This window comes from Neisseria chenwenguii, from assembly GCF_002216145.1.
Classification (GTDB): Bacteria; Pseudomonadota; Gammaproteobacteria; order Burkholderiales; family Neisseriaceae; genus Neisseria; species Neisseria chenwenguii.
Window position 1 is genome coordinate 1,607,971 of sequence record NZ_CP022278.1, and the last position, 20,201, is coordinate 1,628,171.

21 protein-coding genes, 1 tRNA gene and 1 other RNA gene are annotated in these 20,201 nt (G+C 53.7%); 9 read left to right on the plus strand and 14 right to left on the minus strand.

Annotated features, from left to right (window positions below; all coding sequences use genetic code 11):
* The first annotated feature begins 93 nt into the window (after nt 1–93).
* Both BG910_RS07895 and BG910_RS07900 read left to right on the plus strand, forming a co-directional pair.
* On the plus strand, nt 94–957 hold the full coding sequence (locus BG910_RS07895) for a hypothetical protein (protein ID WP_089036366.1): 864 nt from the start codon (nt 94–96) through the stop codon (nt 955–957).
* 308 nt (nt 958–1,265) lie between these two features.
* Entirely contained in the window at nt 1,266–3,314 is a 2,049-nt protein-coding gene (locus BG910_RS07900) for a M3 family metallopeptidase (RefSeq protein WP_089036367.1), read from the plus strand.
* 218 nt (nt 3,315–3,532) lie between these two features.
* Here the strand turns inward: BG910_RS07900 and BG910_RS07905 are convergent, their stop codons facing one another.
* The 7 genes from BG910_RS07905 to BG910_RS07935 all read right to left on the minus strand — a co-directional run bounded on the left by BG910_RS07905 (nt 3,533) and on the right by BG910_RS07935 (nt 7,258).
* A complete protein-coding gene (locus BG910_RS07905; protein WP_089036368.1) occupies nt 3,533–3,784 on the minus strand; it encodes a GlsB/YeaQ/YmgE family stress response membrane protein in 252 nt (83 codons plus the stop codon).
* A 456-nt stretch (nt 3,785–4,240) separates the two neighbouring features.
* A complete protein-coding gene (gene rpsI / locus BG910_RS07910; RefSeq protein WP_002227789.1) occupies nt 4,241–4,633 on the minus strand; it encodes a 30S ribosomal protein S9 in 393 nt (130 codons plus the stop codon).
* 9 nt (nt 4,634–4,642) lie between these two features.
* A complete protein-coding gene (rplM, locus tag BG910_RS07915) occupies nt 4,643–5,074 on the minus strand; it encodes a 50S ribosomal protein L13 (protein ID WP_089036369.1) in 432 nt (143 codons plus the stop codon).
* A gap of 141 nt (nt 5,075–5,215) precedes the next feature.
* Nucleotides 5,216–5,394: non-coding RNA, 6S RNA (ssrS, locus tag BG910_RS07920), on the minus strand.
* 10 nt (nt 5,395–5,404) lie between these two features.
* Entirely contained in the window at nt 5,405–5,701 is a 297-nt protein-coding gene (locus BG910_RS07925) for a cell division protein ZapA (protein WP_089036370.1), read from the minus strand.
* Nucleotides 5,702–5,710: 9 nt separating this feature from the next.
* On the minus strand, nt 5,711–6,157 hold the full coding sequence (locus tag BG910_RS07930; RefSeq protein WP_089037195.1) for a hypothetical protein: 447 nt from the start codon (nt 6,155–6,157) through the stop codon (nt 5,711–5,713).
* Nucleotides 6,158–6,268: 111 nt separating this feature from the next.
* The gene (locus BG910_RS07935) at nt 6,269–7,258 is read right to left on the minus strand and encodes an NAD(P)H-dependent glycerol-3-phosphate dehydrogenase (RefSeq protein ID WP_089036371.1); all 990 of its coding nucleotides are present in this window, start codon (nt 7,256–7,258) and stop codon (nt 6,269–6,271) included.
* Nucleotides 7,259–7,560: 302 nt separating this feature from the next.
* On the opposite strand from BG910_RS07935, the gene BG910_RS07940 reads away from it, so the two are divergent.
* Both BG910_RS07940 and ubiM read left to right on the plus strand, forming a co-directional pair.
* Nucleotides 7,561–8,718 carry a cytochrome-c peroxidase gene (locus BG910_RS07940; protein WP_089036372.1) on the plus strand — a complete coding sequence of 386 codons (1,158 nt, stop codon included), beginning with the start codon at nt 7,561–7,563 and terminating at the stop codon, nt 8,716–8,718.
* 240 nt (nt 8,719–8,958) lie between these two features.
* On the plus strand, nt 8,959–10,143 hold the full coding sequence (ubiM, locus tag BG910_RS07945) for a 5-demethoxyubiquinol-8 5-hydroxylase UbiM (RefSeq protein ID WP_089037196.1): 1,185 nt from the start codon (nt 8,959–8,961) through the stop codon (nt 10,141–10,143).
* A gap of 309 nt (nt 10,144–10,452) precedes the next feature.
* Here ubiM and rpmG read toward each other — a convergent pair whose 3' ends face one another.
* The 3 genes from rpmG to BG910_RS07960 form a co-directional block, all read right to left on the minus strand.
* Nucleotides 10,453–10,608 (minus strand): 50S ribosomal protein L33, encoded by a 156-nt coding sequence (rpmG, locus tag BG910_RS07950; RefSeq protein WP_003684373.1) that lies wholly within the window; start codon nt 10,606–10,608, stop codon nt 10,453–10,455.
* 32 nt (nt 10,609–10,640) lie between these two features.
* The gene (rpmB, locus tag BG910_RS07955) at nt 10,641–10,874 is read right to left on the minus strand and encodes a 50S ribosomal protein L28 (protein WP_002216391.1); all 234 of its coding nucleotides are present in this window, start codon (nt 10,872–10,874) and stop codon (nt 10,641–10,643) included.
* Nucleotides 10,875–11,155: 281 nt separating this feature from the next.
* Nucleotides 11,156–12,403 (minus strand): M23 family metallopeptidase, encoded by a 1,248-nt coding sequence (locus tag BG910_RS07960; RefSeq protein WP_089037197.1) that lies wholly within the window; start codon nt 12,401–12,403, stop codon nt 11,156–11,158.
* A 380-nt stretch (nt 12,404–12,783) separates the two neighbouring features.
* On the opposite strand from BG910_RS07960, the gene BG910_RS07965 reads away from it, so the two are divergent.
* Nucleotides 12,784–13,761, plus strand: a complete 978-nt coding sequence (locus BG910_RS07965) for a hypothetical protein (RefSeq protein WP_089036373.1) — start codon at nt 12,784–12,786, stop codon at nt 13,759–13,761.
* Nucleotides 13,762–14,000: 239 nt separating this feature from the next.
* Here BG910_RS07965 and BG910_RS07970 read toward each other — a convergent pair whose 3' ends face one another.
* Complete coding sequence (locus BG910_RS07970; RefSeq protein ID WP_089036374.1) at nt 14,001–14,681, minus strand: OmpA family protein; 681 nt, start codon at nt 14,679–14,681, stop codon at nt 14,001–14,003.
* Nucleotides 14,682–14,847: 166 nt separating this feature from the next.
* The gene (locus BG910_RS07975) at nt 14,848–15,738 is read right to left on the minus strand and encodes a YoaK family protein (protein WP_089036375.1); all 891 of its coding nucleotides are present in this window, start codon (nt 15,736–15,738) and stop codon (nt 14,848–14,850) included.
* 285 nt (nt 15,739–16,023) lie between these two features.
* On the opposite strand from BG910_RS07975, the gene BG910_RS07980 reads away from it, so the two are divergent.
* The gene (locus tag BG910_RS07980; RefSeq protein WP_089036376.1) at nt 16,024–16,410 is read left to right on the plus strand and encodes a hypothetical protein; all 387 of its coding nucleotides are present in this window, start codon (nt 16,024–16,026) and stop codon (nt 16,408–16,410) included.
* Between the two features lie 162 nt (nt 16,411–16,572).
* Here the strand turns inward: BG910_RS07980 and rpmA are convergent, their stop codons facing one another.
* Both rpmA and rplU read right to left on the minus strand, forming a co-directional pair.
* Nucleotides 16,573–16,842: a 50S ribosomal protein L27 gene (gene rpmA / locus BG910_RS07985; RefSeq protein ID WP_066080875.1), complete on the minus strand. Its 270-nt coding sequence runs from the start codon at nt 16,840–16,842 to the stop codon at nt 16,573–16,575.
* A 27-nt stretch (nt 16,843–16,869) separates the two neighbouring features.
* Nucleotides 16,870–17,178, minus strand: coding sequence for a 50S ribosomal protein L21 (gene rplU, locus BG910_RS07990; RefSeq protein ID WP_089036377.1), 309 nt, complete (start codon nt 17,176–17,178; stop codon nt 16,870–16,872).
* 245 nt (nt 17,179–17,423) lie between these two features.
* Here rplU and BG910_RS07995 point away from each other — a divergent pair, with 245 nt between their 5' ends.
* From BG910_RS07995 to carA, 3 genes are all read left to right on the plus strand, one after another.
* Nucleotides 17,424–18,398, plus strand: coding sequence for a polyprenyl synthetase family protein (locus BG910_RS07995; RefSeq protein WP_089036378.1), 975 nt, complete (start codon nt 17,424–17,426; stop codon nt 18,396–18,398).
* 15 nt (nt 18,399–18,413) lie between these two features.
* Nucleotides 18,414–18,488: transfer RNA gene (locus tag BG910_RS08000), tRNA-Arg, on the plus strand.
* Between the two features lie 356 nt (nt 18,489–18,844).
* Entirely contained in the window at nt 18,845–19,978 is a 1,134-nt protein-coding gene (gene carA, locus BG910_RS08005; RefSeq protein ID WP_089036379.1) for a glutamine-hydrolyzing carbamoyl-phosphate synthase small subunit, read from the plus strand.
* Nucleotides 19,979–20,201 lie beyond the last annotated feature (223 nt).

The following is a 20,201-nucleotide window of genomic DNA, read 5'->3' on the forward strand; positions in this document are numbered from 1 at the left end:
TTCAGACGGCCATTTTGGTTTTTATAACTGTTTCAGGCCGTCTGAAAAAAACAAATCAAACATTGCAAACTTTTTGAAATAATAAGGAAACCGATGCTGCCCGTATCAGCCCTGAAAGAAATGTACCCTGTCATCATGACGCCGAGCCACGACGGCAAATATTTCCACAATTACGTTTTGTCGCTGCTCAACCTTGTCCACCGTTGCGCTTCAGACGGCCTGAACGTGCAGGTCGTCATGCAGCGCGGCGAGAGTCTGATTACCCGCGCGCGCAATAATTGCGTGGCGCAGTTTTTGGAAAACAAAGAATGGACGCACCTCGTCTGGATTGATTCCGACATCGGCTTTTCCGCCGAAGCCTTCCGGCGCCTGCTGCTGGCTGACCGCGACATCGCCGCGGGCATTTATCCGCTCAAGCGCGAAAACTGGCCGCAAGAAGGTTTGCCCGAGGGCACGACGCGCGAAGATTTCGAACGCCGTTACGCCTCTTACACCATCAACGCCCAGCAAACCGACGAAAACGGCAACATCGCGCTCAAAGTCGATGCCGACGGCTTCATGCGCGTGGAAGACGCGCCCACGGGCTTTATGGCGGTCAAACGCAGCGTGTTTGAAAAAATGGCTGCCGCCTATCCCGAGCTGCGCTACGTTTCCGACAGCGATTACGCCGAAGACAACGGTTTTCACTACCGTTTTTACGACTGCATGATCGATCCCGAAAGCCGCCGCTACCTCTCTGAAGACTATGCCTTCTGCCGCCTCTGGCAGCAAATCGGCGGCGAAGTTTACGTTGACGTGCAGTCCAACCTGACCCATCAGGGCGCGAAAATTTACAGCGGCGCGTTTGCCGAATCACTGCAAACCAACCTCTCGAGAGCCGTGTCTGCTCCCAAAGGCGTGCCCATGCGCCTCGAGACCGAAGCTCCGCTGAAATCCAATCCGCGCGGATTTGAATAAACGGCTTGGAAAATTTGCGGGGTGGCACTATCTGTTTGGAAGGAATGGTTTTTCAGACGGCCTTTTGGTTTTCAGGCCGTCTGAAAGATTGAAATACGGTTTGTTTGGAGATGCCGGAAATTTTAGGCGTTCCGCAAACCCGCTCCCTCTCCCCGCGGGAGAGGGGTGGGGAGAGGACTGTTTGAAGCCGAACCGAAGTATCCGAAATAACAAACCGCCATACCTTATTATCCCAACCGATTTTTTCAGGCGGCCTCACCCCAAAAAGGCCGTCTGAAACCCACTTTCACCAACAAGAAGGAACACCGATGAGCGACAACATCCTCCTCAACCTCGGCGACGAGCCGCGTTTCAACGAGATTCAGACCGCCGACATCAAGCCTGTAGTGCAGACTGCCATTACCGAAGCGCGCGAAGCGGTTGCCGCGGTCAAAGCCCAAAGCGAGATCACTTGGGCGAACACGGTCGAGCGCCTGACCGACATTACCGAGCGCGTCGGCCGCATTTGGGGCGTGGTGGCGCATTTGAATTCCGTTGTTAATACGCCCGAACTGCGCGCCGTTTATAACGAGCTGATGCCCGAAGTTACCGTATTTTTCACCGAAATCGGCCAAGATATTGCGCTTTACGAGCGTTTCAAAACGATTAAGCAGTCCGCCGAATTCGACAAACTCACGAGCGCGCAGCAGACCAAACTCGCCCACGATTTGCGCGATTTCGTTTTGAGCGGCGCGGAACTGCCGTCTGAAAAACAGGCCGAACTGGCGGCGCTGCAAACCGAAGGCGCGCAGCTTGGCGCGCAGTTTTCGCAAAACGTGTTGGACGCCACCGATGCGTTTGCGCTCTATTTCGACAGCGCCGACGCGCTCGAGGGCATTCCCGAAGATTCGCTGGCGATGTTTGCTGCCGCCGCCGAAGCAGAGGGCAAAACCGGCTACAAAGTCGGCTTGCAGATGCCGCATTATCTGGCCGTGATGCAGTATGCCGACAACCGCGAATTGCGCGAACAGATTTACCGCGCCTACACGACCCGCGCCAGCGAATTGAGCAACGACGGCAAATTCGACAACACCGCCAATATCACGCGCACGCTGGAAATTTCGCTGCAAGCCGCGCAGTTGCTGGGTTTTGCAAACTATGCCGAATTGTCGTTGTCCACCAAAATGGCCGACACGCCCGAGCAGGTTTTGGCCTTTCTGCACAACCTCGCCGCCCGCGCCAAACCGTTTGCCGAAAAAGATTTGGCCGAAGTCAAAGCCTTTGCCGCCGACAAACTCGGTCTGGCCGAACCGCAGCCGTGGGATTTGACTTACGCCGGCGAGAAACTGCGCGAAGCCAAATACGCCTTCAGCGAAACCGAAGTGAAAAAATATTTCCCCGTCGGCAAAGTGTTGGCAGGATTATTCAGCCAAATCAATAAATTATACGGCGTGAACTTCATCGAAAAAACCGTGCCCGCGTGGCATAAAGACGTGCGCTATTTCGAGCTCGAAAAAGACAACCGCCTCATCGGCGGCGTTTACATGGATCTGTACGCCCGCAAAGGCAAGCGCGGCGGCGCGTGGATGAACGACTACAAAGGCCGCCGCCGTATCCTCAGCGGCGAAAACGCCGGACAGCTTCAAACCCCGACCGCCTACCTCGTCTGCAACTTTACCCCGCCCGTCGCCGGCCGCGAAGCGCGCCTGAACCACGACGAAATCATCACGCTCTTCCACGAAACCGGCCACAGCCTGCACCACTTGCTCACCCAAGTCGAAGAACTCGGCGTTTCCGGCATCAACGGCGTCGAATGGGATGCGGTCGAACTGCCCAGCCAGTTTATGGAAAATTTCGTTTGGGAATACGACGTTTTGGCCGGAATGTCGGCGCACGAAGAAAGCGGCGGAACGCTGCCGCGTGCGCTGTTCGACAAAATGGTTGCCGCTAAAAACTACCAGCGCGGCATGTTTATGGTGCGCCAGATGGAATTTGCGCTGTTTGATATGCTGATCCACAGTGAGTGCGACGCAGGCCGTCTGAAGAACTGGCAGCAGGTTTTGGACGATGTGCGCCGCGAAGTCGCTGTCATCCGCCCGCCCGAATACAACCGCTTCGCCCAAAGTTTCGGCCACATCTTCGCCGGCGGCTACTCAGCAGGCTATTACAGCTACGCCTGGGCGGAAGTCTTGAGTGCAGACGCCTACGCCGCCTTTGAAGAAAGCAACGACGTCAAAGCCACCGGCCAGAAATTCTGGCAGGAAATCCTCGCCGTCGGCGGCAGCCGCAGCGCCGCCGAATCATTCAAAGCCTTCCGCGGCCGCGAACCGAGCATAGACGCGCTGCTGCGCCACAGCGGTTTTGACAACGCTGCATAACGGGTTTGCATAGAAATAAAGTTTCAACGCAGCAGTTGCTTGGGCGGATTTTGTATCCGTCCAAAGGTCTCCCCCGCTAAAATGATTGAGTGCTTCTGACGTTTGTATTGCCGTGATTTATTGAGGCAGAGAAAAATAGAATTCGATGAGGTATTGATTTGGATGGGGGAATATTGAAATAAAAAAGCAGGCTTTCGGCCTGCTTTTTTTATTGGCTTTTATCGGCGGTTTTTGATGAAGCGGGTGTAAACCGCCAAGATGACGACGGCGGCGACAGTTGAGGCAATCCAGCCTGCGGGCTGGCCAACCTGATACAAACCGGCTGCTTCGCCGACAAAGCCGGCCAAAGCAGCGCCTGCGATACCTAGAATTGTGGTCATGATGAAGCCGAGATTGTCGTTACCCGGGTGCAGAAATTTTGCCAAAACACCGACGATAAAGCCGACGATAACTGTAACTAACCAGCCCATGATGGTTCCTTTCGTTGTGATGTGTTGCAAGCCGCCAAGTTTCGGCGGATGTTGCGGTGGGATTTGTCAAGCTGTTTTATAACGGGTGTTGCGGGCAGCATCATACTGGTTTGGTTGGATTTGATGTGGGGTAATTGCATGAATTTGCATATCGTTAACATAGTAAACTAAAATAAAAAATCTACTTCGTTGGCTGCGGCCGGGCTCAAAGAGGACGATTCACTAAGGCGCGGCGCTGAAGCGCCAAGTTCATCTGTCGCGTACTAACTGTACTGTCTGCGCCTTGCCGCTTTATATCTTTCTTATTTTATTTCACTATGTTTTATGAAGAGGCCGTCTGAAAAAAATGCTGTTTTTCAGATGGCCTCAAGTATGAGCTTGGTTGAAATTCAAAAGGAAAAGGGAAAAAAAGAAAAAGTCCGCCAGTAGCGGACTTTTTGTATCGGGTAAAACGGATTAGCGTTTTGAGAATTGTTTTGCGCGACGTGCTTTGCGCAGACCCGGTTTTTTACGTTCGACTTCACGGGCATCGCGGGTAACGAAGCCGGCTTGTGACAGAGCGGGTTTCAATGCTGCGTCAAAGTCGATCAGTGCACGGGTAATGCCGTGACGGATTGCGCCGGATTGGCCGGTTTCGCCGCCGCCGACAACATTTACTTTGATGTCGAAAGATTCGGCGTTTTCAGTCAGAACCAGCGGTTGGCGGACGACCATGCGGCTGGTTTCGCGGGCAAAAAATTCGTCAACAGGGCGGCCGTTTACGATGATTTGGCCGGTGCCTTTGGTCAGGAATACACGAGCCACTGAACTTTTGCGGCGGCCTGTGCCGTAGTAGTATTTACCGTTCATGTCGCGTCCTTATTTCAATTCTAAAGTTTTAGGCTGTTGCGCAGCATGGCCGTGTTCGGCGCCTGCGTACACTTTCAGCTTTTTGATCATGGCGTAACCCAAGGGGCCTTTGGGCAGCATGCCTTTAACGGCTTTTTCCAAAGCGCGGCCGGGGAACCGCTCTTGCATTTCGCGGAAAGTGCGCTCGTAGATACCGCCGGGGAAGCCGGAGTGGCGGTAGTATTTTTTGCCTTCGAATTTGGTGCCGGTTACACGCAGTTTGTCGGCGTTGATTACGATAATGTAGTCGCCGGTGTCAACGTGGGGCGTGTATTCGGGTTTGTGTTTGCCACGCAGGCGGTGGGCAACTTCGGCTGCAACGCGACCCAAAACTTTGTCTTGAGCGTCGATGACAAACCATTCGCGCTTCACCTCGTGCGGTTTTGCTGAAAAGGTTTTCATGGTGGAAATCCAAATAGATATAGAAAGTTGCAGATTTTAAAGGTCGGATTGCTTTTTGTCAATCGTGTTGATGCCGTCTGAAATGCTTTTATCGGGCGGCGGAAAGTGAAAAGCCATACCGGTAAGGGTATGGCTTTATGGGGAATCCCCGCAGATGCCGTTTCGACTGAATCCGCTTGAACCTTGCTGACAAGGCGGTCACCTCGGGCAATTTCGGGTTCGTCTCAGAGAGACAATCGCGCCCATTGCAACTCCCGGCAACCTTAAGCGAACGTATTGGTTCAAAGGAATGTATGCCTTCACGAACACCGCAGGGAAAAAGGAAAAATGTTAATCTAAGCGGTGTAATACTTTTTCACACGCATTAGTCATGTCGGTTATTTTACGCTCAAATTCGCCGATTGCCAAATCATCTTTCAGGCTGATTTTGAGTAGATCGTGCACGACATTGAGGGCGGCCATGACGGCGATGCGGTCGCTGCCGACGACGCGGCCGCTGTCTTTGATGGCTTCGGCTTTTTTGTTTAGTAAATCAACGGCCTGCATCAAGGTGGCTTTTTCTTCGCTCGGAGTGTTGATGGTCAGGTTGATGTGCAGGATGTCGAGGCTGACTTGTTCGATGCTCATTGTTTGTCCTTAGTGCGAATGTTCTTCTTTGGGCAGGCGCGAGAGCAGGCTGCGCAGATGGTCGGCGCTTTCTTCGAGGGCGCTGCGGTAGCGGTTTTTCTCTTCGGTCAGGGCATCGATTTTGGTTTGCAGGTCTTCTTTGAGTCTGCCGACTTGAACCAGTAGGGCTTCGCTCAATTCGTTAACGGCGGCTTCGTGTTCGAGCTTTTGGCGTTCCTGTGCCTGAGTGAGGCGCAGGGTTTCTTCGTTGTGGCTCTGTTTGAGCTTTTCGGCGGCTTCCTGATGCTCGCGCTTGAGGCGCTCGGTTTCGGCTTGGTGCTCGCGCGTTTTTTGTTCCTGCTCGTGTTTGAGTTGGGTAATGACGCTGTTGAGGCGGGCATTCTCGCCCAAGAGCGTTTCAAACTTCTGGGTAAGCCGGTAAACGCTGGCTTCCAGTTTGTCGAGAGATTGGTTCATAGCGTGTTTTTTGCGTTGGATAATGGTTTGCAAGCATAGAGAGTTGCTTTGCGGCTGTCAATAAAAGGCCGTCTGAAAAGGGGGCAGACGGCCGGTGCCTGTATGGTTGGTTTATTCGAAACGCGCGCTGCGTTCCATCAGCCGCTCGACGACTTGCTGCGGGGTCATTTCTTTGCGGATGAGTTGCAGCAGGGTTTGGGTAATCGGCATGTCGATTTGGTATTTGCAGGCAGTGTTGAACACTTCTTCGATGGTGCTCACGCCTTCGGAAACGTGGCCGATTTCTACCAAAACCTGATGCAGCTCTTTGCCTTCGGCGAGGCCGAGGCCGACGCGGCGGTTGCGCGAGAGGGCGCCGGTACAGGTTAGAATCAGGTCGCCGATGCCGGCCAGACCCATCATGGTTTTGGGTTGTGCGCCCATGGCAACGGCGAGGCGGGTGATTTCGGCCAGACCGCGCGTAACCAGTGCAGCGCGGGCGTTTAAGCCGTATTCGAGGCCGTCTGAAAGACCGGTGGCGATGGCCATGACGTTTTTTACCGCGCCGCCGACTGCGACACCGATGACGTCGCTGCTGCCGTAAAGGCGCATTACGTTGGTGTTGAGTTGGGGTACGAGTTCTTCAATCCAGGTTTTGTTTTCAGAGGCGAGTACAACAGCGCAGGGAAGTTGCTGTGCCAATTCCTGCGCGAAGCTGGGGCCGGAGAGGACGCCGATTTTTTTGTTGTCGGGCAAAACTTCTTTGACCACTTGAAACGTCAGCAGGCCGGTATCCTGTTCAAAACCTTTGCAGGCGGTCAGCACGGGCAAATCTGCCGCGCCGTTGGCTTTTAAGAGCCCGCAACTGCTGCGCAGGCCGGCGACGGAGGTCACGATTAAGGCCAAATCGGCGTTTTGCAGCGCGTCGGACAATTCGGCGTGTGCGTTTAAATTTTCAGGAAAAGCGAAGCCGGGCAGGGCGTGTTTGTTTTCGCGATCGGCTTGGAGCGTGGCGACGTGTTCGGCATTGCGTGCCCAGAGGGCGACGTCGTTGCCGTGATGTGCGAAGTGCAGGGCAAGCGCGGTTCCCCAAGAGCCTGCGCCCATAACGGTGATTTTCATGGTGGTCTTCCGTGTAAAAGTTGCGCCTAACTTTAAAACAATCGGCGGTACGCCGCAAGTTTTCGGCAGTTTCCGGGTTCTGTATTAGAGTGTCTTATCTATTAATTAAATTAAATAATGCTATCGTAAATTTATTTTTGATTTATCGCAAAAACGTCCTTTGAAAGACTGGCTATACTCCGGCTACATAATACAACAGGATGCAGGTGGCGGAGAAAGAAGGTTTATACCTGTTCGAACATTCGAGTTTTGAAGAACATTCGAGTTTTGAACCAAACTAACTTGCCAAAAGGAAATACATTATGAATTACGTCATCCTTAAAAAAGCGGCTCTGTCTTTTGCCGTTTTGGCCGCATTGGCGGCCTGCGGCGACAAGGCTGCGCAAAAAGCAGACGGTGCGGCGGCATCGGCTGTCCAATCGTCCCAATCTTCTACAGGTGCTGCGGTTGACAACAGCAATGCTTCGCCGGAAGACCAAGATTTGCTCAAACGTGCACAAGGTGTTTTCAAACCGCTGCCAAACGCGGAGGAAATGCAGAAAATCCGGCCGTTTACCGAGGAGCAGGTCAAACTCGGACACCAGCTTTGGTATGAGCCGCGTCTGTCGAAAGGCAATACGGTCAGCTGTAACTCCTGCCACAACCTTGCTTCTGCAGGTGTAGACAACCTGCCGACCAGCCAGGGGCACAAAGGTGCATTTGGTGGCCGCAATTCGCCGACGGCGCTGAATGCGGCGCTGTTGGATACCCAGTTTTGGGACGGCCGTGCAAAAGATGTGGAAGAGCAGGCCGGCGGCCCGCTGCTGAATCCGGTGGAAATGGCCAATGCCGATGAAGCGGCGGCGGCGGGCAAAATTGCCAATATCCCTGAATATCAGGAATTGTTTAAAGCGGCGTTTCCGGGAGACGGCGCGGTATCGTTTAAAAACATTACCACAGCCATCGCGGCATTTGAACGCACGCTGCTGACGCCGACCAAATGGGATGATTACCTGAAAGGCAATATCAATGCCTTAAACGAGCAGGAGCGCAAGGGTGTGCGCGCATTTATGGACAACGGCTGTATCGCCTGCCATGCGGGTGTGAACTTGGGCGGCAGCTCGTTCCAAAAATTCGGCTTGGTGCAGGGGCCTTACTGGAAGTTTATCGACGATCCGAAGCATGATACGGGTCGCGAGGAGGTAACCAAAAAAGCAGAAGACAAATTCTTCTTCCGCGTGCCGGGCTTGCGCAATGTGGCGAAAACGTATCCGTACTTCCACAACGGCAGCGTTTGGGAGTTGGATAAGGCGGTGAAAATCATGGGTCAGACCCAGCTGGGCAAGGACTTGCCGAAAGAGGATGTGGACAATATCGTGGCGTTCTTGGGCGCTTTGTCCGGTTCGGTTTCAGCCGAGGCGCGTACCGTGCCTGAGTTGCCGCTTTCCAAACCGCTGGAGTCGCACCCCGACAATAAATAACGGTTTCCGTTTTGCCTGAACGGGCTGGCAGGCCGTCTGAAACGTTTGGTTTTCAGACGGCTTTTGCATTCTTTGAAAGCGGTATTTTGTTTGAATCTTTACTTTGTCCTATCGGATATTTTGCTATAAACTACCAAGATGTCCGGACGGCCTTTGTATGCCCCGAGCCGTTTATACAGGAAGCGTATGGAAGGTCGTCTGAAAAATACAAAATGCCATATAAAAAATAAAGGATACCTCATGAGTGTACACAGCGATATTCTCGTTGTCGGCGCAGGACCGGCAGGTTTGAGTTTTGCCGCCGGCTTGGCGGGTAGCGGTTTGAAGGTGACGTTGCTTGAACGCAGCCCGCTTGAGGTGTTGCAAAATCCGCCTTACGACGGGCGCGAGATTGCGCTGACGCATGTGTCGCGCGAAATTATGCAGCGTTTGGGGATGTGGGATTTGATTCCGAAAGATGAGATTTACCCGTTGCGCGACGCGAAAGTGTTGAACGGGCAGTCCGACTACCAGCTTCATTTTCCTGCGCCGACTCAGGCGCGCGGCGAGCCGGCGGATTGTTTGGGCTTTCTGATTTCCAACCACAATATCCGCAAGGCCGCTTATGAAGTGGTGTCCGAACTCGACAATGTGACTATTTTGGCGGGTACGGGCGTGAAAGAAGTGGCGGTTTCCGATGATGAAGCGCAGGTGGTTTTGGACAGCGGCGAAGTGCTGACCGCAGGCCTGCTCTTGGCAGCCGACAGCCGTTTCTCGCAAACCCGCCGCCAGCTCGGCATTTCGTCGGATATGCACGATTACAGCCGAACGATGTTCGTCTGCCGTATGAAACATACCTTGTCAAACCAGCATACGGCGTTTGAATGTTTCCACTACGGCCGTACCATCGCGCTCTTGCCGCTTGAAGAAAATCTAACCAATACCGTGATCACGGTGGATAGCGATAAGGCCGATTCCGTCAAAAAACTCAGCCCCGAGGAGTTGGCGGTGACGGTGAAAGAACAGCTCAAAGGCCGTTTAGGCGATATGGAGCTGGTCAGCACGGTTCACAATTATCCGTTGGTCGGCATGATTGCCCAGCGTTTTTACGGCAAGCGCAGCGCGTTGATCGGTGATGCGGCGGTCGGCATGCACCCCGTTACCGCGCACGGTTTCAACTTGGGTTTGTCCGGCGCGGATCTGCTGTCCAAGCTGGTGTTGGAAGCAGAGCAGCGCGGTCAGGATGTCGGCACGGCTTCGTTGCTGGAAAAATACGGCAGCAAACACATGATGCACGCCCATCCGATTTATCACGGCACCAATATGCTGCTGAAACTGTTTACCAACGAAACCGCCCCCGCTAAAATTCTGCGCGGCTTGGTTTTGCGCGCCAGCAACAATTTCCCGCCGCTGAAAGCGTTGATTACCAAACAGTTGACGGGTTAGTTTGAATGTTGACGAAAGGCCGTCTGAAAACCCCGCTGCTTGTGCGGCTTGGTTTTCAGACGGCCTTTTGATTTTTGTAACGGTCTCAGGCTGTGTTTGGATAATGCGCTGATATGATGAAAGTTCCTGTAGGGTGGATTTGCACCCACGCGTTTTAATGCTTTCAGGGAATATAAAACAAATAACAACCCAAGCTGCGTGGGTGCAAGTACCCACCCTACGCAAAAATCACCATATTGTTAATGCGCAGCCAAATATAAAAGCCTCTGCGAAATGCAGAGGCTTTTGCCGTTTTTGAAAGAAACCGGATTATTTCAGTTTGGTTTCTTTGTAGATAACGTGTTTGCGGGCAACCGGGTCAAATTTTTTGATTTCCAGTTTGCCGGGCATAGTGCGTTTGTTTTTGGTCGTGGTGTAGAAATGACCAGTACCTGCACTTGATTCCAGTTTGATTTTATCGCGCATCGCAGTAATCCTTAAAATAAGCGTTCGTTAAATTAAGCTTCGCCGCGGGCGCGCAAATCAGCCAATACGACGTCAATGCCTACTTTGTCGATGGTGCGCAATGCAGCGTTAGATACGCGCAGGCGAACCCAGCGGTTTTCACTTTCAACCCAAAAACGGCGTGATTGCAAGTTAGGCAAAAAACGACGTTTGGTTTTGTTGTTGGCGTGTGATACGTTGTTGCCAGACATCGGGCGTTTACCGGTCACTTTGCAAACTCGTGCCATGTTGGTCTCCAAACTTCTAAATATAGTAAAACTTGATTTATACCACAAAACAGGGTTTTGGTTCAAGTATCTTTCTGAAAAAACGGTGTTTTGCTGTGCGGGAAAACGGGTTTGTTGTGTCTGTGCGAATGTGGGGGAACTTTATTATCTGGTTGAATTTAAAAGAATATTTTTCAACAGAAATAGTAAGGCCGTCTGGAAAAAATAAACGGGTTTTTTGAGTGTTTCGGGAAAACAAAGCCCCTGAATATTCAGGGGCTTTGACCGGCTTTTCAGACGGCCTAATCCAACTGTGCAACGGATACGGGCAAGTCGCGTACGGCTGCCAATGTGGCGTCCGACTCTTTCTGCCGGTTGCGGAATGCAGCCATGTTGGTCGGGGTCAGCTTCGGAGTCGGCAGGGCGACGGTGGCTGGGTTGACGGGTTGGTCGCCGATGCGGGCTTCGTAGTGCAGGTGCGGGCCGGTGGAGCGGCCGGATGAGCCGACGTAACCGATGATGTCGCCGGCGCGAACGCTGCCGTTGGCATCGGAAAATGCGCTCATGTGGCCGTAAAGCGTTTCAACGCCGTTGGCGTGTGTCAGCATCACGGTGTGGCCGTAGCCGCCTTTCCAGCCTTTAAAGGTAATTTTTCCGTCGGCCGGAGCACGAATCGGCGTGCCCATCGGGGCGGCGTAGTCGATACCGGTGTGCATACGGACGGTGTGCAATACTGGGTGGACGCGGTAGCCGAACGGCGAGGAAATGCGGGTGTAGATAACAGGCTGGGTGTTGAAGCCTTCTTTGTGTTGCAGCGATTTGCCGTTTTCGTCGTAATAGCTGCCGTTTTCCTCGTCGCCTTTGCCCTGGCTGTAATAATACGCGCGGTAGGCTTTGCCGCCTTTGACGACTTCAGCGGCGAGAATGTCGCCGGCTGTCATCGGCTGGCCACGGAAATACATGCTGTTATACAGCAGACGGATGGAGTCGCCTTCTTTGAGTTCCTGCATATCGAAAGAATCGGCAAAGATTTCTTTCAACTGGATATAGACATCCGACGGGATTTCGGCGCGAAGCATATCGCCGATGGCGGAGCTGCGGATTTGCACGGCGCGCAGCGTCGGCATGGTTTTCATGTCGATTTCGGAGGTGGAAGCCTGCCATTTGCCGTCCACTTTTTCCAGTGCGACCAAATTGCGTTCCAGCTCTTCGTCGGCAAAAAACTGCACATCGGTTACCGCGCCGGAGGCGTCCACACGGACATTAACCGACTGGTTTGGACGCAGATTGGTCATGTCGCGGTCGGCATTGTTTTTTGCCATGATGGCTTTGATGTCGGCATCGGCCACGCCCATGCGTTTCAAAACGTCGGCCAGCGAGTCGCCTTCCTGAACGACTTCCTGTGTCCAGTAGCTCGACTGGAATTTGTTGGCTTCCACAAACACCGCGGGCAGCTCTTCCGAAACGCGTTCTACTTTGAAATCATAGCGTTTGGGCATCGGATCGGTAACGGCATAAGCGGTCATCACGCCGGATACGGGCAACAGCATGCCCAAGAGCGACCAGCGCACGGGCTTGTTTTTCCAAAAACGGCTGAGAAATGAGAATTTGGCTTGTTTTGACACTCTTCATCCTTTTATTCATGGTTTGTTTGCCGAATCGTCTGTTTTTAATCGGTATCGACGGCATTTTTTGTTGCGCTGTCAAACCGTTTCAGACGGCCTGAAAAGTGCGGCGGTGGAAAACCGCCCTGACAGCATCCGATATTATCGGGGCTGACTGTTTGATCTACACCATTGTTTTCTGAACTTTACCTTGTGGATATTATACCACAATCCGCATGTGGGCCGTCTGAAAAAGCCTTGCGGTATCTGCTTGGAGGGTGGGGTGCGGTCGCGTAAAATGCGCGTTTTAACCGCCGTTTGCCGCCATGAATCTGACGTTTGCCGTTCCCTCGCTCAACCGTTGCAGCGATGAAACAGTTCCGCCGCTCGACCTTCCTGCATTTAACCGTTTGCTGCGTTACGGCAGATTGCGTAAGCAGGCATCAAGGCCGTCTGAATTTTACAGCCGTTATCTTTGGCGCGGCAGTCTGGCGGCGCAGGCCAAAGCCGCGCTGAACCTGCCGTCGGCTCAACCCGTCGCGTTTGCCGCGCCCGTTTCGCAGGAAATGGGGCTGCATCAGGCCAACATTATCGGCGGCAGCTATATCGGCATCCGCGCCGAAGAAGCGGCGGAACTTTGCCGCGGGCTAAACGAATTTTACCGCGTCGACGGCTGGCAGTTTTACCCGCTGCGCCCTGATTTCTGGCTGCTTTCCATGCCGTCTGAACCCGATTGGGACGCTGCGCCCGTGTTGGACATCTGCGGGCAGGGCATCGACACTTTTCAGACGGCCTCAGCCGACGGGTTCGACTGGCTGGGCAGGCAGACCGAAATCCAAATGTGGCTGCACAACCACCCGCTCAACCAAACCCGCACGGATAACGGCGCCGCCCCCATCAACGGCCTGTGGCTGTGGAATCGGGATTGGCAGGGCAGTCAGCCCGAAGCGCGTTTGGCGGCAGACAGCGGCTGGGCGCAGTTTTACCAAGGCGCAAAAACCGCGCTGCCCGACAACCTTGCCGCATGGCTGGAAGATGCGGCCGGACTGAAGTTTTCAGACGGCCTGATTTTTCTCGATGATTTGGTCGTGAGCGGGCAAACCGGCGATGTGTGGGCTTATCACGATATTCTGCAAAACTGGGAAACGCGCTGGTTTGCCCCTGCACAGCAGGCATTGGCGCGAGGCCGTCTGAAAAAACTGACCATTGCCACTGACGGCGAAAACGGCGGCGAACTGGCGGTTACGTCGAAATCACGGCTGGCGTTTTGGCGCAAAGAGAAGCCGTTTGCGGGGATTTGGTAATGCGCGGAAACCTTGCGTTGTGAAGTTCTGTATTTTGAGGCCGTCTGAAACTTCATGCTCAAGCTGTTGTATAGTGAATTAAAATAAGAAAGATACAAGGCGGCAAGCCGAAGACAGTGCAGGTAGTACGGCAAGGCGCAGCCAATGCTGTAGATTTCTTTTTTTGATTCACTATACAAATTTAAAACAGGCCGTCTGATACTTTCAGACGGCCTGTTTCTTTACGCAATTAACGCTGCTTACATTTGCTGTTGCGCGGCTTTAACGGCGTTCTGATCGGGGTTGATCAGGATTTCGACGCGGCGGTTTTGGGCGCGGCCTTCAGCGGTGTTGTTGGAGGCAACGGGTTGGCGCGAGCCGTAACCGGCGGTGGTCAGGCGGCCGGCGCTGACGCCGCGGGATTGCAGGTAGGAAGCAACGGCTTGGGCGCGGTTGCGCGAAAGCGGGTTGTTGATGGCGTCGGAGCCGGTGCTGTCGGTGTGGCCGTTGATGGTCAGGGTGGTGTCGGGATATTGAACCAGCGTTTCGGAAGCGGCGTTCAGAGCGCTTTGGGCGTTGCTGCTCAAGGCGGCACTGCCGGTGGCGAAGGTGACGTTTTCAGGCATCACGAGTTTGATTTGGTTGCCTTGGCGTTCGACGGCCACGTTGGTGTTGGCGAGGCTTTGGCGCAGTTTTTTCTCTTGGTAGTCCATGTAGCCGCCGATGCCTGCGCCGAGCGCGCCGCAAGCCAATGCGGAGTTGCGCGCGCCTTTGCCGCCGTGGGTCAGGGCGCCGACGATGCCGCAGGCTGCGGCGCCGCCCAATCCGTACATGGCGGTTTTGCTGGCTTTTTGCTGGCCGGTGTAGGCGTCGGTTACGCAGCCTGCCAATGCGAGGGGAGCTGCCAAAACGGCGAGGGTCAGGGGTTTCAGGAGTTTCATGTTTTTTCCTTTCGGGTGTGGATGATGTAATGGCCGTCTGAAGAACGCTTGTGCCTCAGAAGGCTGAAACGTTAGTTATGATAACCAACCTGATTGCTGCTTTAGAATTTGCTTAACCTGATATTACAACTGTTAGCGGATGTTAATCATTATGTGGCGTCGGGGCTTACGGGCGCAGGGATTTTTCACGGCCGTTTTTGGTTTGCTGATGGTTTTTATACCATCTGACCAACATGAATTTAATCCGCAGTTTGACATCGTAGCCCACGGATCCTGCGCCGAGTATGAAGAGAATGGCGGCAACGGGCAGGGCGAAATGGTGGCCGATGGTTTGATACCCCCATGCGCCGATGAACCCTCCTCCGAGAAAGGCGCTCATCAACCCGGTTAACAGGCGTATTTTGGGGCGGTTGACGTTGACGTGTGGTAAGCAGGGGTGTTGTTTCTTTTTGTAATACAACAGCTTGGAAAGCTCGATTCCCAAATCGGTGGCGGAACCGGTCATATGGGTGGAGCGGATGGCGCCGCCTGAGAGCAGGGTAATGACGGTGTTGTGCATGCCCATGATGAAACACAGTAAAAACAAGGCCAACGACGGCATCACCATGCCGTCGAGTCCGACGTTCCAATGCAGCGCGGTGGTGCCGAACAGGCCGAAAACCAGTAAATAAACCGCTTCCAGCCACATGGAAAAGCCGAAGCTGCCGCGAAAGCGTTTCTGCTGCGTCCAAAAGACAATCCAGCTCGAATGCGCCGCGCCGCCGATAAAGCAGAGGATGCTGATAAAGGCAACGGCTGCAATGCCCCATTCGCCCAGATAAATCATGTCGGAAAGCAGCGACATCGAACCGGTAACGTGCGAAGTGTAGCGGGCAAAGGCAAAAAAGCCGCCGGCATTAATCGCTCCGGCCAGAAAGGCCATGATGTAGCCTAAAAAACGGAAACGCGCGTCCGATACCTGCTGCTCGCGCAGGTAGGGGCGGTCGGCCTGCCAAAACGGCGGCGCGTGGCGGCGTTTGCGCCGTTTGGGCGCATGATGGCGGATGTCGTTTTCCATATATAGTGAAATAAAATAAGAAAGATACAAGGCGGCAAGGCGCAGACAGTACGGGTAGTACGACAAGCTGCAGCCAACGAAGTAGATTTTTTATCTTAATTCACTATATTTTTCGTTTTTCAGACGGCCTGTTGCCATATGGGAATTTTATCAATGATTCAGAATGTAGGGGGATGTCGGCAGCTTAGGCCGTCTGAAAAATGTAGTGGAAATTTCTTGTTGCGAAATAAGGATGACAGGCGTAGATTTTAGTTGTTGAGAACAGTTTTCGACAAAGGAGGGACTATGGAAGTTGTCCGGATTTTATTATTGGCTGCTTCGGCTGCCGCGCTTGCCGCCTGCGCGCTGACACCCGAACAGAAAGCCGCGCGCGAGGCGGCGCAGCGGCGTTATGAGCAGAATCTTCAGGTATCGCTGGCGGCGCAGTGCGACAGGGAAACTGCGGATTTGATGCGGCGGCAGTTCGATATGATGGAGCAGGGCGTTCAGGCGCCGAAAGCGTTTCGTTTGCGCTATGTGGATAAAACCGCCGATCCGATGTTCCAATCCTGCTATAAATTGGCTTGGCAGAACTATATCTCGCAGCAGCGTTTGCAGGAAATGCGCAACCGCTATGATTATTGGGACGATTTTTACGGCTATCCGTTCCGCCGCCATCCGTTTTGGTGGTAGTTTGGCCGGGGTGTTTGGGAAAATGACAGAGGCTGTCTGAAAAGTTGCATTGTGGGAACGGCTTTTCAGACGGCCTTTTCCCGCTTTGGCGTGGTAAAAACGGAAACTGGCAAACAAAAAACGCGCCTCCCAAAAAAAGAAGCGCGTTTTTCCTGATGCCGCTTATTCTTCGCCGGTGTAAGGGCGGATGCTAACGGTTTTGCGGTTCAATGCACCTTTGGTTTTGAACTCGACGTAGCCGTCCACTTTGGCAAACAGGGTGTGGTCTTTGCCCATGCCTACGTTGTCGCCGGCGTGGAATTTGGTGCCGCGTTGGCGGACGATGATGGAACCGGCGGGAATCAGCTCGTTGCCGTAGGCTTTCACGCCCAGTCGTTTGGCTTCTGAATCGCGGCCGTTGCGGGTGCTGCCGCCTGCTTTTTTACTTGCCATTTGTAATACTCCTAAACTAGCTTGAAATTAGGCGATTGCCACGATTTCGATTTGGGTGAAATTCTGACGGTGGCCTTGGCGTTTTTGGTAGTGTTTGCGGCGGCGCATTTTGAAAATGCGGATTTTTTCGCCACGACCGTGTGCCACTACTTTAGCCGTTACTTTTGCGCCTTCGATAAAAGGTGCGCCTACTTTTACAGATTCGCCGTCAGCAATCATCAAAACTTCGGTCAGTTCGATTTGGCTGTCGAGTTCGGCTGGTATCTGTTCTACTTTCAATTTTTCGCCAACGGTAACTTTGTATTGTTTACCGCCGGTTTTTACGACCGCGTACATACTCAACTCCATGAGAATTATGGTTAAATCAATCTGCACGCCATGTGCAGAACGCGGAATTTTATCGGTATCGGGCTGTTTTGTCAAAGATATTTCGGGTGCTTGGCAGTCTGCGGTATGATGCCGTCTGAAAAGGGCAGCGGAAAGATGTTTTGTCGGCACGTTGCTGCTATAATCGCGTGCCGTAACATTCTTATCCTGCCGACAAACCCTGCGCGTTTGCGTTTCCCGTTAAAGTTTCTGTCATGCTCGAAAATCTGCCTTATTTCCAACGCCATTTGCCCGATGATTTGGCCAAAGTCAATGTGGTCGTCAACCAGGCCGTGCAGTCTGATGTGGCGCTGATTTCCCAAATCGGTACCTACATTATCGGCGCAGGCGGCAAGCGTTTGCGCCCGATTATCACGATTTTGGCGGGCAAGGCGGTCGGTTATGATGATGAAAAACTGTATTCGTTGGCGGCGATGGTGGAATTTATCCATACTTCGACGCTGTTGCACGACGATGTGGTCGATGAGAGCGAATTGCGGCGTGGACGAAAAACGGCCAATAATCTGTTTGGCAACGCGGCGGCGGTGTTGGTGGGCGACTTCTTATATACGCGCGCGTTCCAACTGATGGTCGGTTCGGGCAGCATGAAGATTTTGGAAGTGATGGCGGATGCGACCAACATCATTGCCGAGGGTGAGGTGATGCAGCTGATGAACATCGGCAACACCGACATTACCGAAGCCGAATATGTTCGGGTGATTCAATACAAAACCGCCAAGCTGTTTGAAGCCGCCGCGCAGGTCGGCGCGATTTTGGGCGGTGCCACGCCCGAGCAGGAACAGGCGCTGAAGGATTACGGGATGTACGTCGGCACGGCGTTCCAAATCATTGACGATGTGTTGGATTATTCGGGCGAAACGGAAGAAATCGGCAAAAACGTCGGCGACGATTTGGCCGAGGGCAAGCCGACGCTGCCGCTGATTTATCTGATGCGAAACGGCTCGGAACAGGCGGCAAACGATGTGCGCACGGCTTTGGAAAATGCCGACCGCAGTTATTTTGAGAAAATCCACGACCATGTCGTCAATTCCGATGCGCTGGCGTATTCCGTCGGTGAGGCGCGCAAGGCGGTGGAACAGGCGGTGGCTTGCCTGAACGCGCTGCCGCAGAACGAAATCACCGAAGCCATGCGCCAACTGGCGGAGGAATCGCTGGCGCGGGTAAGCTGATAAAGTTTTGGGAACCTCGCCGTAGTTCAACGGATAGAACGTATGCCTCCTAAGCGTAAAATACAGGTTCGATTCCTGTCGGCGGGGCCAGATTCGAGAAAAGGCCGTCTGAAAAATTCAGACAGCCTTTTTCCTTATGATCTGCCGTTTCAAACACTTAGAATAAACCCTAAAGCCAACACAGCAGGACTTCCAGACAGATTGTCAACAAAATTTCCTCTGCCGCCTTGAAACCGAAGCCGTTTTGGCTTAGAATGCATTGCTTCTACGGCGCAGCCCGAGATGGCGGCTGAGGCCGAAAAAAGCACGTTACGCAGGTTTGAAATCTGCGGGGCGTGTTTTTTTTTAACCTGATACTTTAAGCAGATACCTTACAGGCCGTCTGAAAAGCAACCCCAGTTTTCAGACGGCCTCTTCAAAAAAATCACGCAGACAGGAATTCCCCCATGACTACTCCGGCACTTTTGGTTCTCGCAGACGGCAGCGTATTTCACGGCGTATCCGTCGGTTTTGACGGTTCGACTTCCGGCGAGGTAGTGTTCAACACCTCGATGACCGGCTATCAGGAAATCCTCACCGACCCGTCTTACTGCAAACAAATCGTTACCCTGACCTACCCCTACATCGGCAACACCGGCACCAACGGCGAAGACACCGAAAGCCGCGCCGTCTATGCCGCCGGCCTGATTATCCGCGACCTGCCCCTGCTGCACAGCAACTTCCGCAGCAGTGAAAGCCTGCAGGAATATCTTGTTCGCAACCAAACCGTTGCCATCGCCGACATCGACACCCGCCGTCTCACCCGTATCCTGCGCGACAAAGGCGCACAGGCCGGTGCCATTCTCACCGGCGCCGACGCCACCGCCGAAAAAGCCCGCGAACTCATCGCCCAATTCGGCAGCATGGTCGGCAAAGACCTCGCCAAAGAAGTAACCGTATCCGAAGCCTACCAATGGACCGAAGGCGAATGGCAGCTCGGCAAAGGCTTCGGCAGGCCGTCTGAAATGCCCTACCACGTCGTCGCCTACGACTTCGGCGTCAAAACCAATATCCTGCGTATGCTTGCCGAACGCGGTTGCCGCCTGACCGTCGTGCCCGCGCAAACCCCCGCCGCCGACGTGCTCGCCATGAACCCCGACGGCGTATTCCTGTCCAACGGCCCCGGCGACCCCGAACCCTGCGGCTACGCCATCACCGCCATTCGGGAAATCCTTGCCACCCGCAAACCCGTATTCGGCATCTGCCTCGGCCACCAACTGCTCGGCCTCGCCAGCGGCGCCAAAACCAGCAAAATGCCCTTCGGCCACCACGGCGCCAACCACCCCGTGCAGGATTTGGACAGCGGCCGCGTGATGATTACCAGCCAAAACCACGGCTTCCAAGTCGACGAAAACACCCTGCCCGACAACGTGCGCGTTACCCACCGTTCCCTGTTCGACGGCACCGTGCAAGGCATCGAACTCACCGACCGCGCCGCCTTCAGTTTCCAAGGTCACCCCGAAGCCAGCCCCGGCCCGCACGACGTCGCCTACCTGTTCGACAAATTCATCGACAGCATGAAAGCGGCCAAAGCAGCATAAAACTTTCAGACGGCCTGCCACACAATAAGGCCGTCTGAAAAACCGTTCTAGCTGAGACCTTTGCACAAAACAAAATGTCTGCCTCAAAGCCGTTTGCAACAGACAAAATGCCAACTGCCGTTATTCCGGTGCAGGCAGGAATCCATGCCTGATTTTATGAAACATATTTCAAAACAGCATATTGCTTGATTTTAACCATAGATTCCCGCCTACACGGGAATGA

What these genes read in the sequence shown, in the direction of transcription:
- BG910_RS07895 (WP_089036366.1), top strand. Translation starts at nt 94, where the DNA reads ATGCTGCCCGTATCAGCCCTGAAAGAAATGTACCCTGTCATCATGACG.
- BG910_RS07900 (WP_089036367.1), top strand. Translation starts at nt 1,266, where the DNA reads ATGAGCGACAACATCCTCCTCAACCTCGGCGACGAGCCGCGTTTCAAC.
- BG910_RS07905 (WP_089036368.1), bottom strand. Translation starts at nt 3,784, where the DNA reads ATGGGCTGGTTAGTTACAGTTATCGTCGGCTTTATCGTCGGTGTTTTG.
- rpsI (WP_002227789.1), bottom strand. Translation starts at nt 4,633, where the DNA reads ATGAACGGTAAATACTACTACGGCACAGGCCGCCGCAAAAGTTCAGTG.
- rplM (WP_089036369.1), bottom strand. Translation starts at nt 5,074, where the DNA reads ATGAAAACCTTTTCAGCAAAACCGCACGAGGTGAAGCGCGAATGGTTT.
- BG910_RS07925 (WP_089036370.1), bottom strand. Translation starts at nt 5,701, where the DNA reads ATGAGCATCGAACAAGTCAGCCTCGACATCCTGCACATCAACCTGACC.
- BG910_RS07930 (WP_089037195.1), bottom strand. Translation starts at nt 6,157, where the DNA reads ATGAACCAATCTCTCGACAAACTGGAAGCCAGCGTTTACCGGCTTACC.
- BG910_RS07935 (WP_089036371.1), bottom strand. Translation starts at nt 7,258, where the DNA reads ATGAAAATCACCGTTATGGGCGCAGGCTCTTGGGGAACCGCGCTTGCC.
- BG910_RS07940 (WP_089036372.1), top strand. Translation starts at nt 7,561, where the DNA reads ATGAATTACGTCATCCTTAAAAAAGCGGCTCTGTCTTTTGCCGTTTTG.
- ubiM (WP_089037196.1), top strand. Translation starts at nt 8,959, where the DNA reads ATGAGTGTACACAGCGATATTCTCGTTGTCGGCGCAGGACCGGCAGGT.
- rpmG (WP_003684373.1), bottom strand. Translation starts at nt 10,608, where the DNA reads ATGCGCGATAAAATCAAACTGGAATCAAGTGCAGGTACTGGTCATTTC.
- rpmB (WP_002216391.1), bottom strand. Translation starts at nt 10,874, where the DNA reads ATGGCACGAGTTTGCAAAGTGACCGGTAAACGCCCGATGTCTGGCAAC.
- BG910_RS07960 (WP_089037197.1), bottom strand. Translation starts at nt 12,403, where the DNA reads ATGCTGTTGCCCGTATCCGGCGTGATGACCGCTTATGCCGTTACCGAT.
- BG910_RS07965 (WP_089036373.1), top strand. Translation starts at nt 12,784, where the DNA reads ATGAATCTGACGTTTGCCGTTCCCTCGCTCAACCGTTGCAGCGATGAA.
- BG910_RS07970 (WP_089036374.1), bottom strand. Translation starts at nt 14,681, where the DNA reads ATGAAACTCCTGAAACCCCTGACCCTCGCCGTTTTGGCAGCTCCCCTC.
- BG910_RS07975 (WP_089036375.1), bottom strand. Translation starts at nt 15,738, where the DNA reads ATGGAAAACGACATCCGCCATCATGCGCCCAAACGGCGCAAACGCCGC.
- BG910_RS07980 (WP_089036376.1), top strand. Translation starts at nt 16,024, where the DNA reads ATGGAAGTTGTCCGGATTTTATTATTGGCTGCTTCGGCTGCCGCGCTT.
- rpmA (WP_066080875.1), bottom strand. Translation starts at nt 16,842, where the DNA reads ATGGCAAGTAAAAAAGCAGGCGGCAGCACCCGCAACGGCCGCGATTCA.
- rplU (WP_089036377.1), bottom strand. Translation starts at nt 17,178, where the DNA reads ATGTACGCGGTCGTAAAAACCGGCGGTAAACAATACAAAGTTACCGTT.
- BG910_RS07995 (WP_089036378.1), top strand. Translation starts at nt 17,424, where the DNA reads ATGCTCGAAAATCTGCCTTATTTCCAACGCCATTTGCCCGATGATTTG.
- carA (WP_089036379.1), top strand. Translation starts at nt 18,845, where the DNA reads ATGACTACTCCGGCACTTTTGGTTCTCGCAGACGGCAGCGTATTTCAC.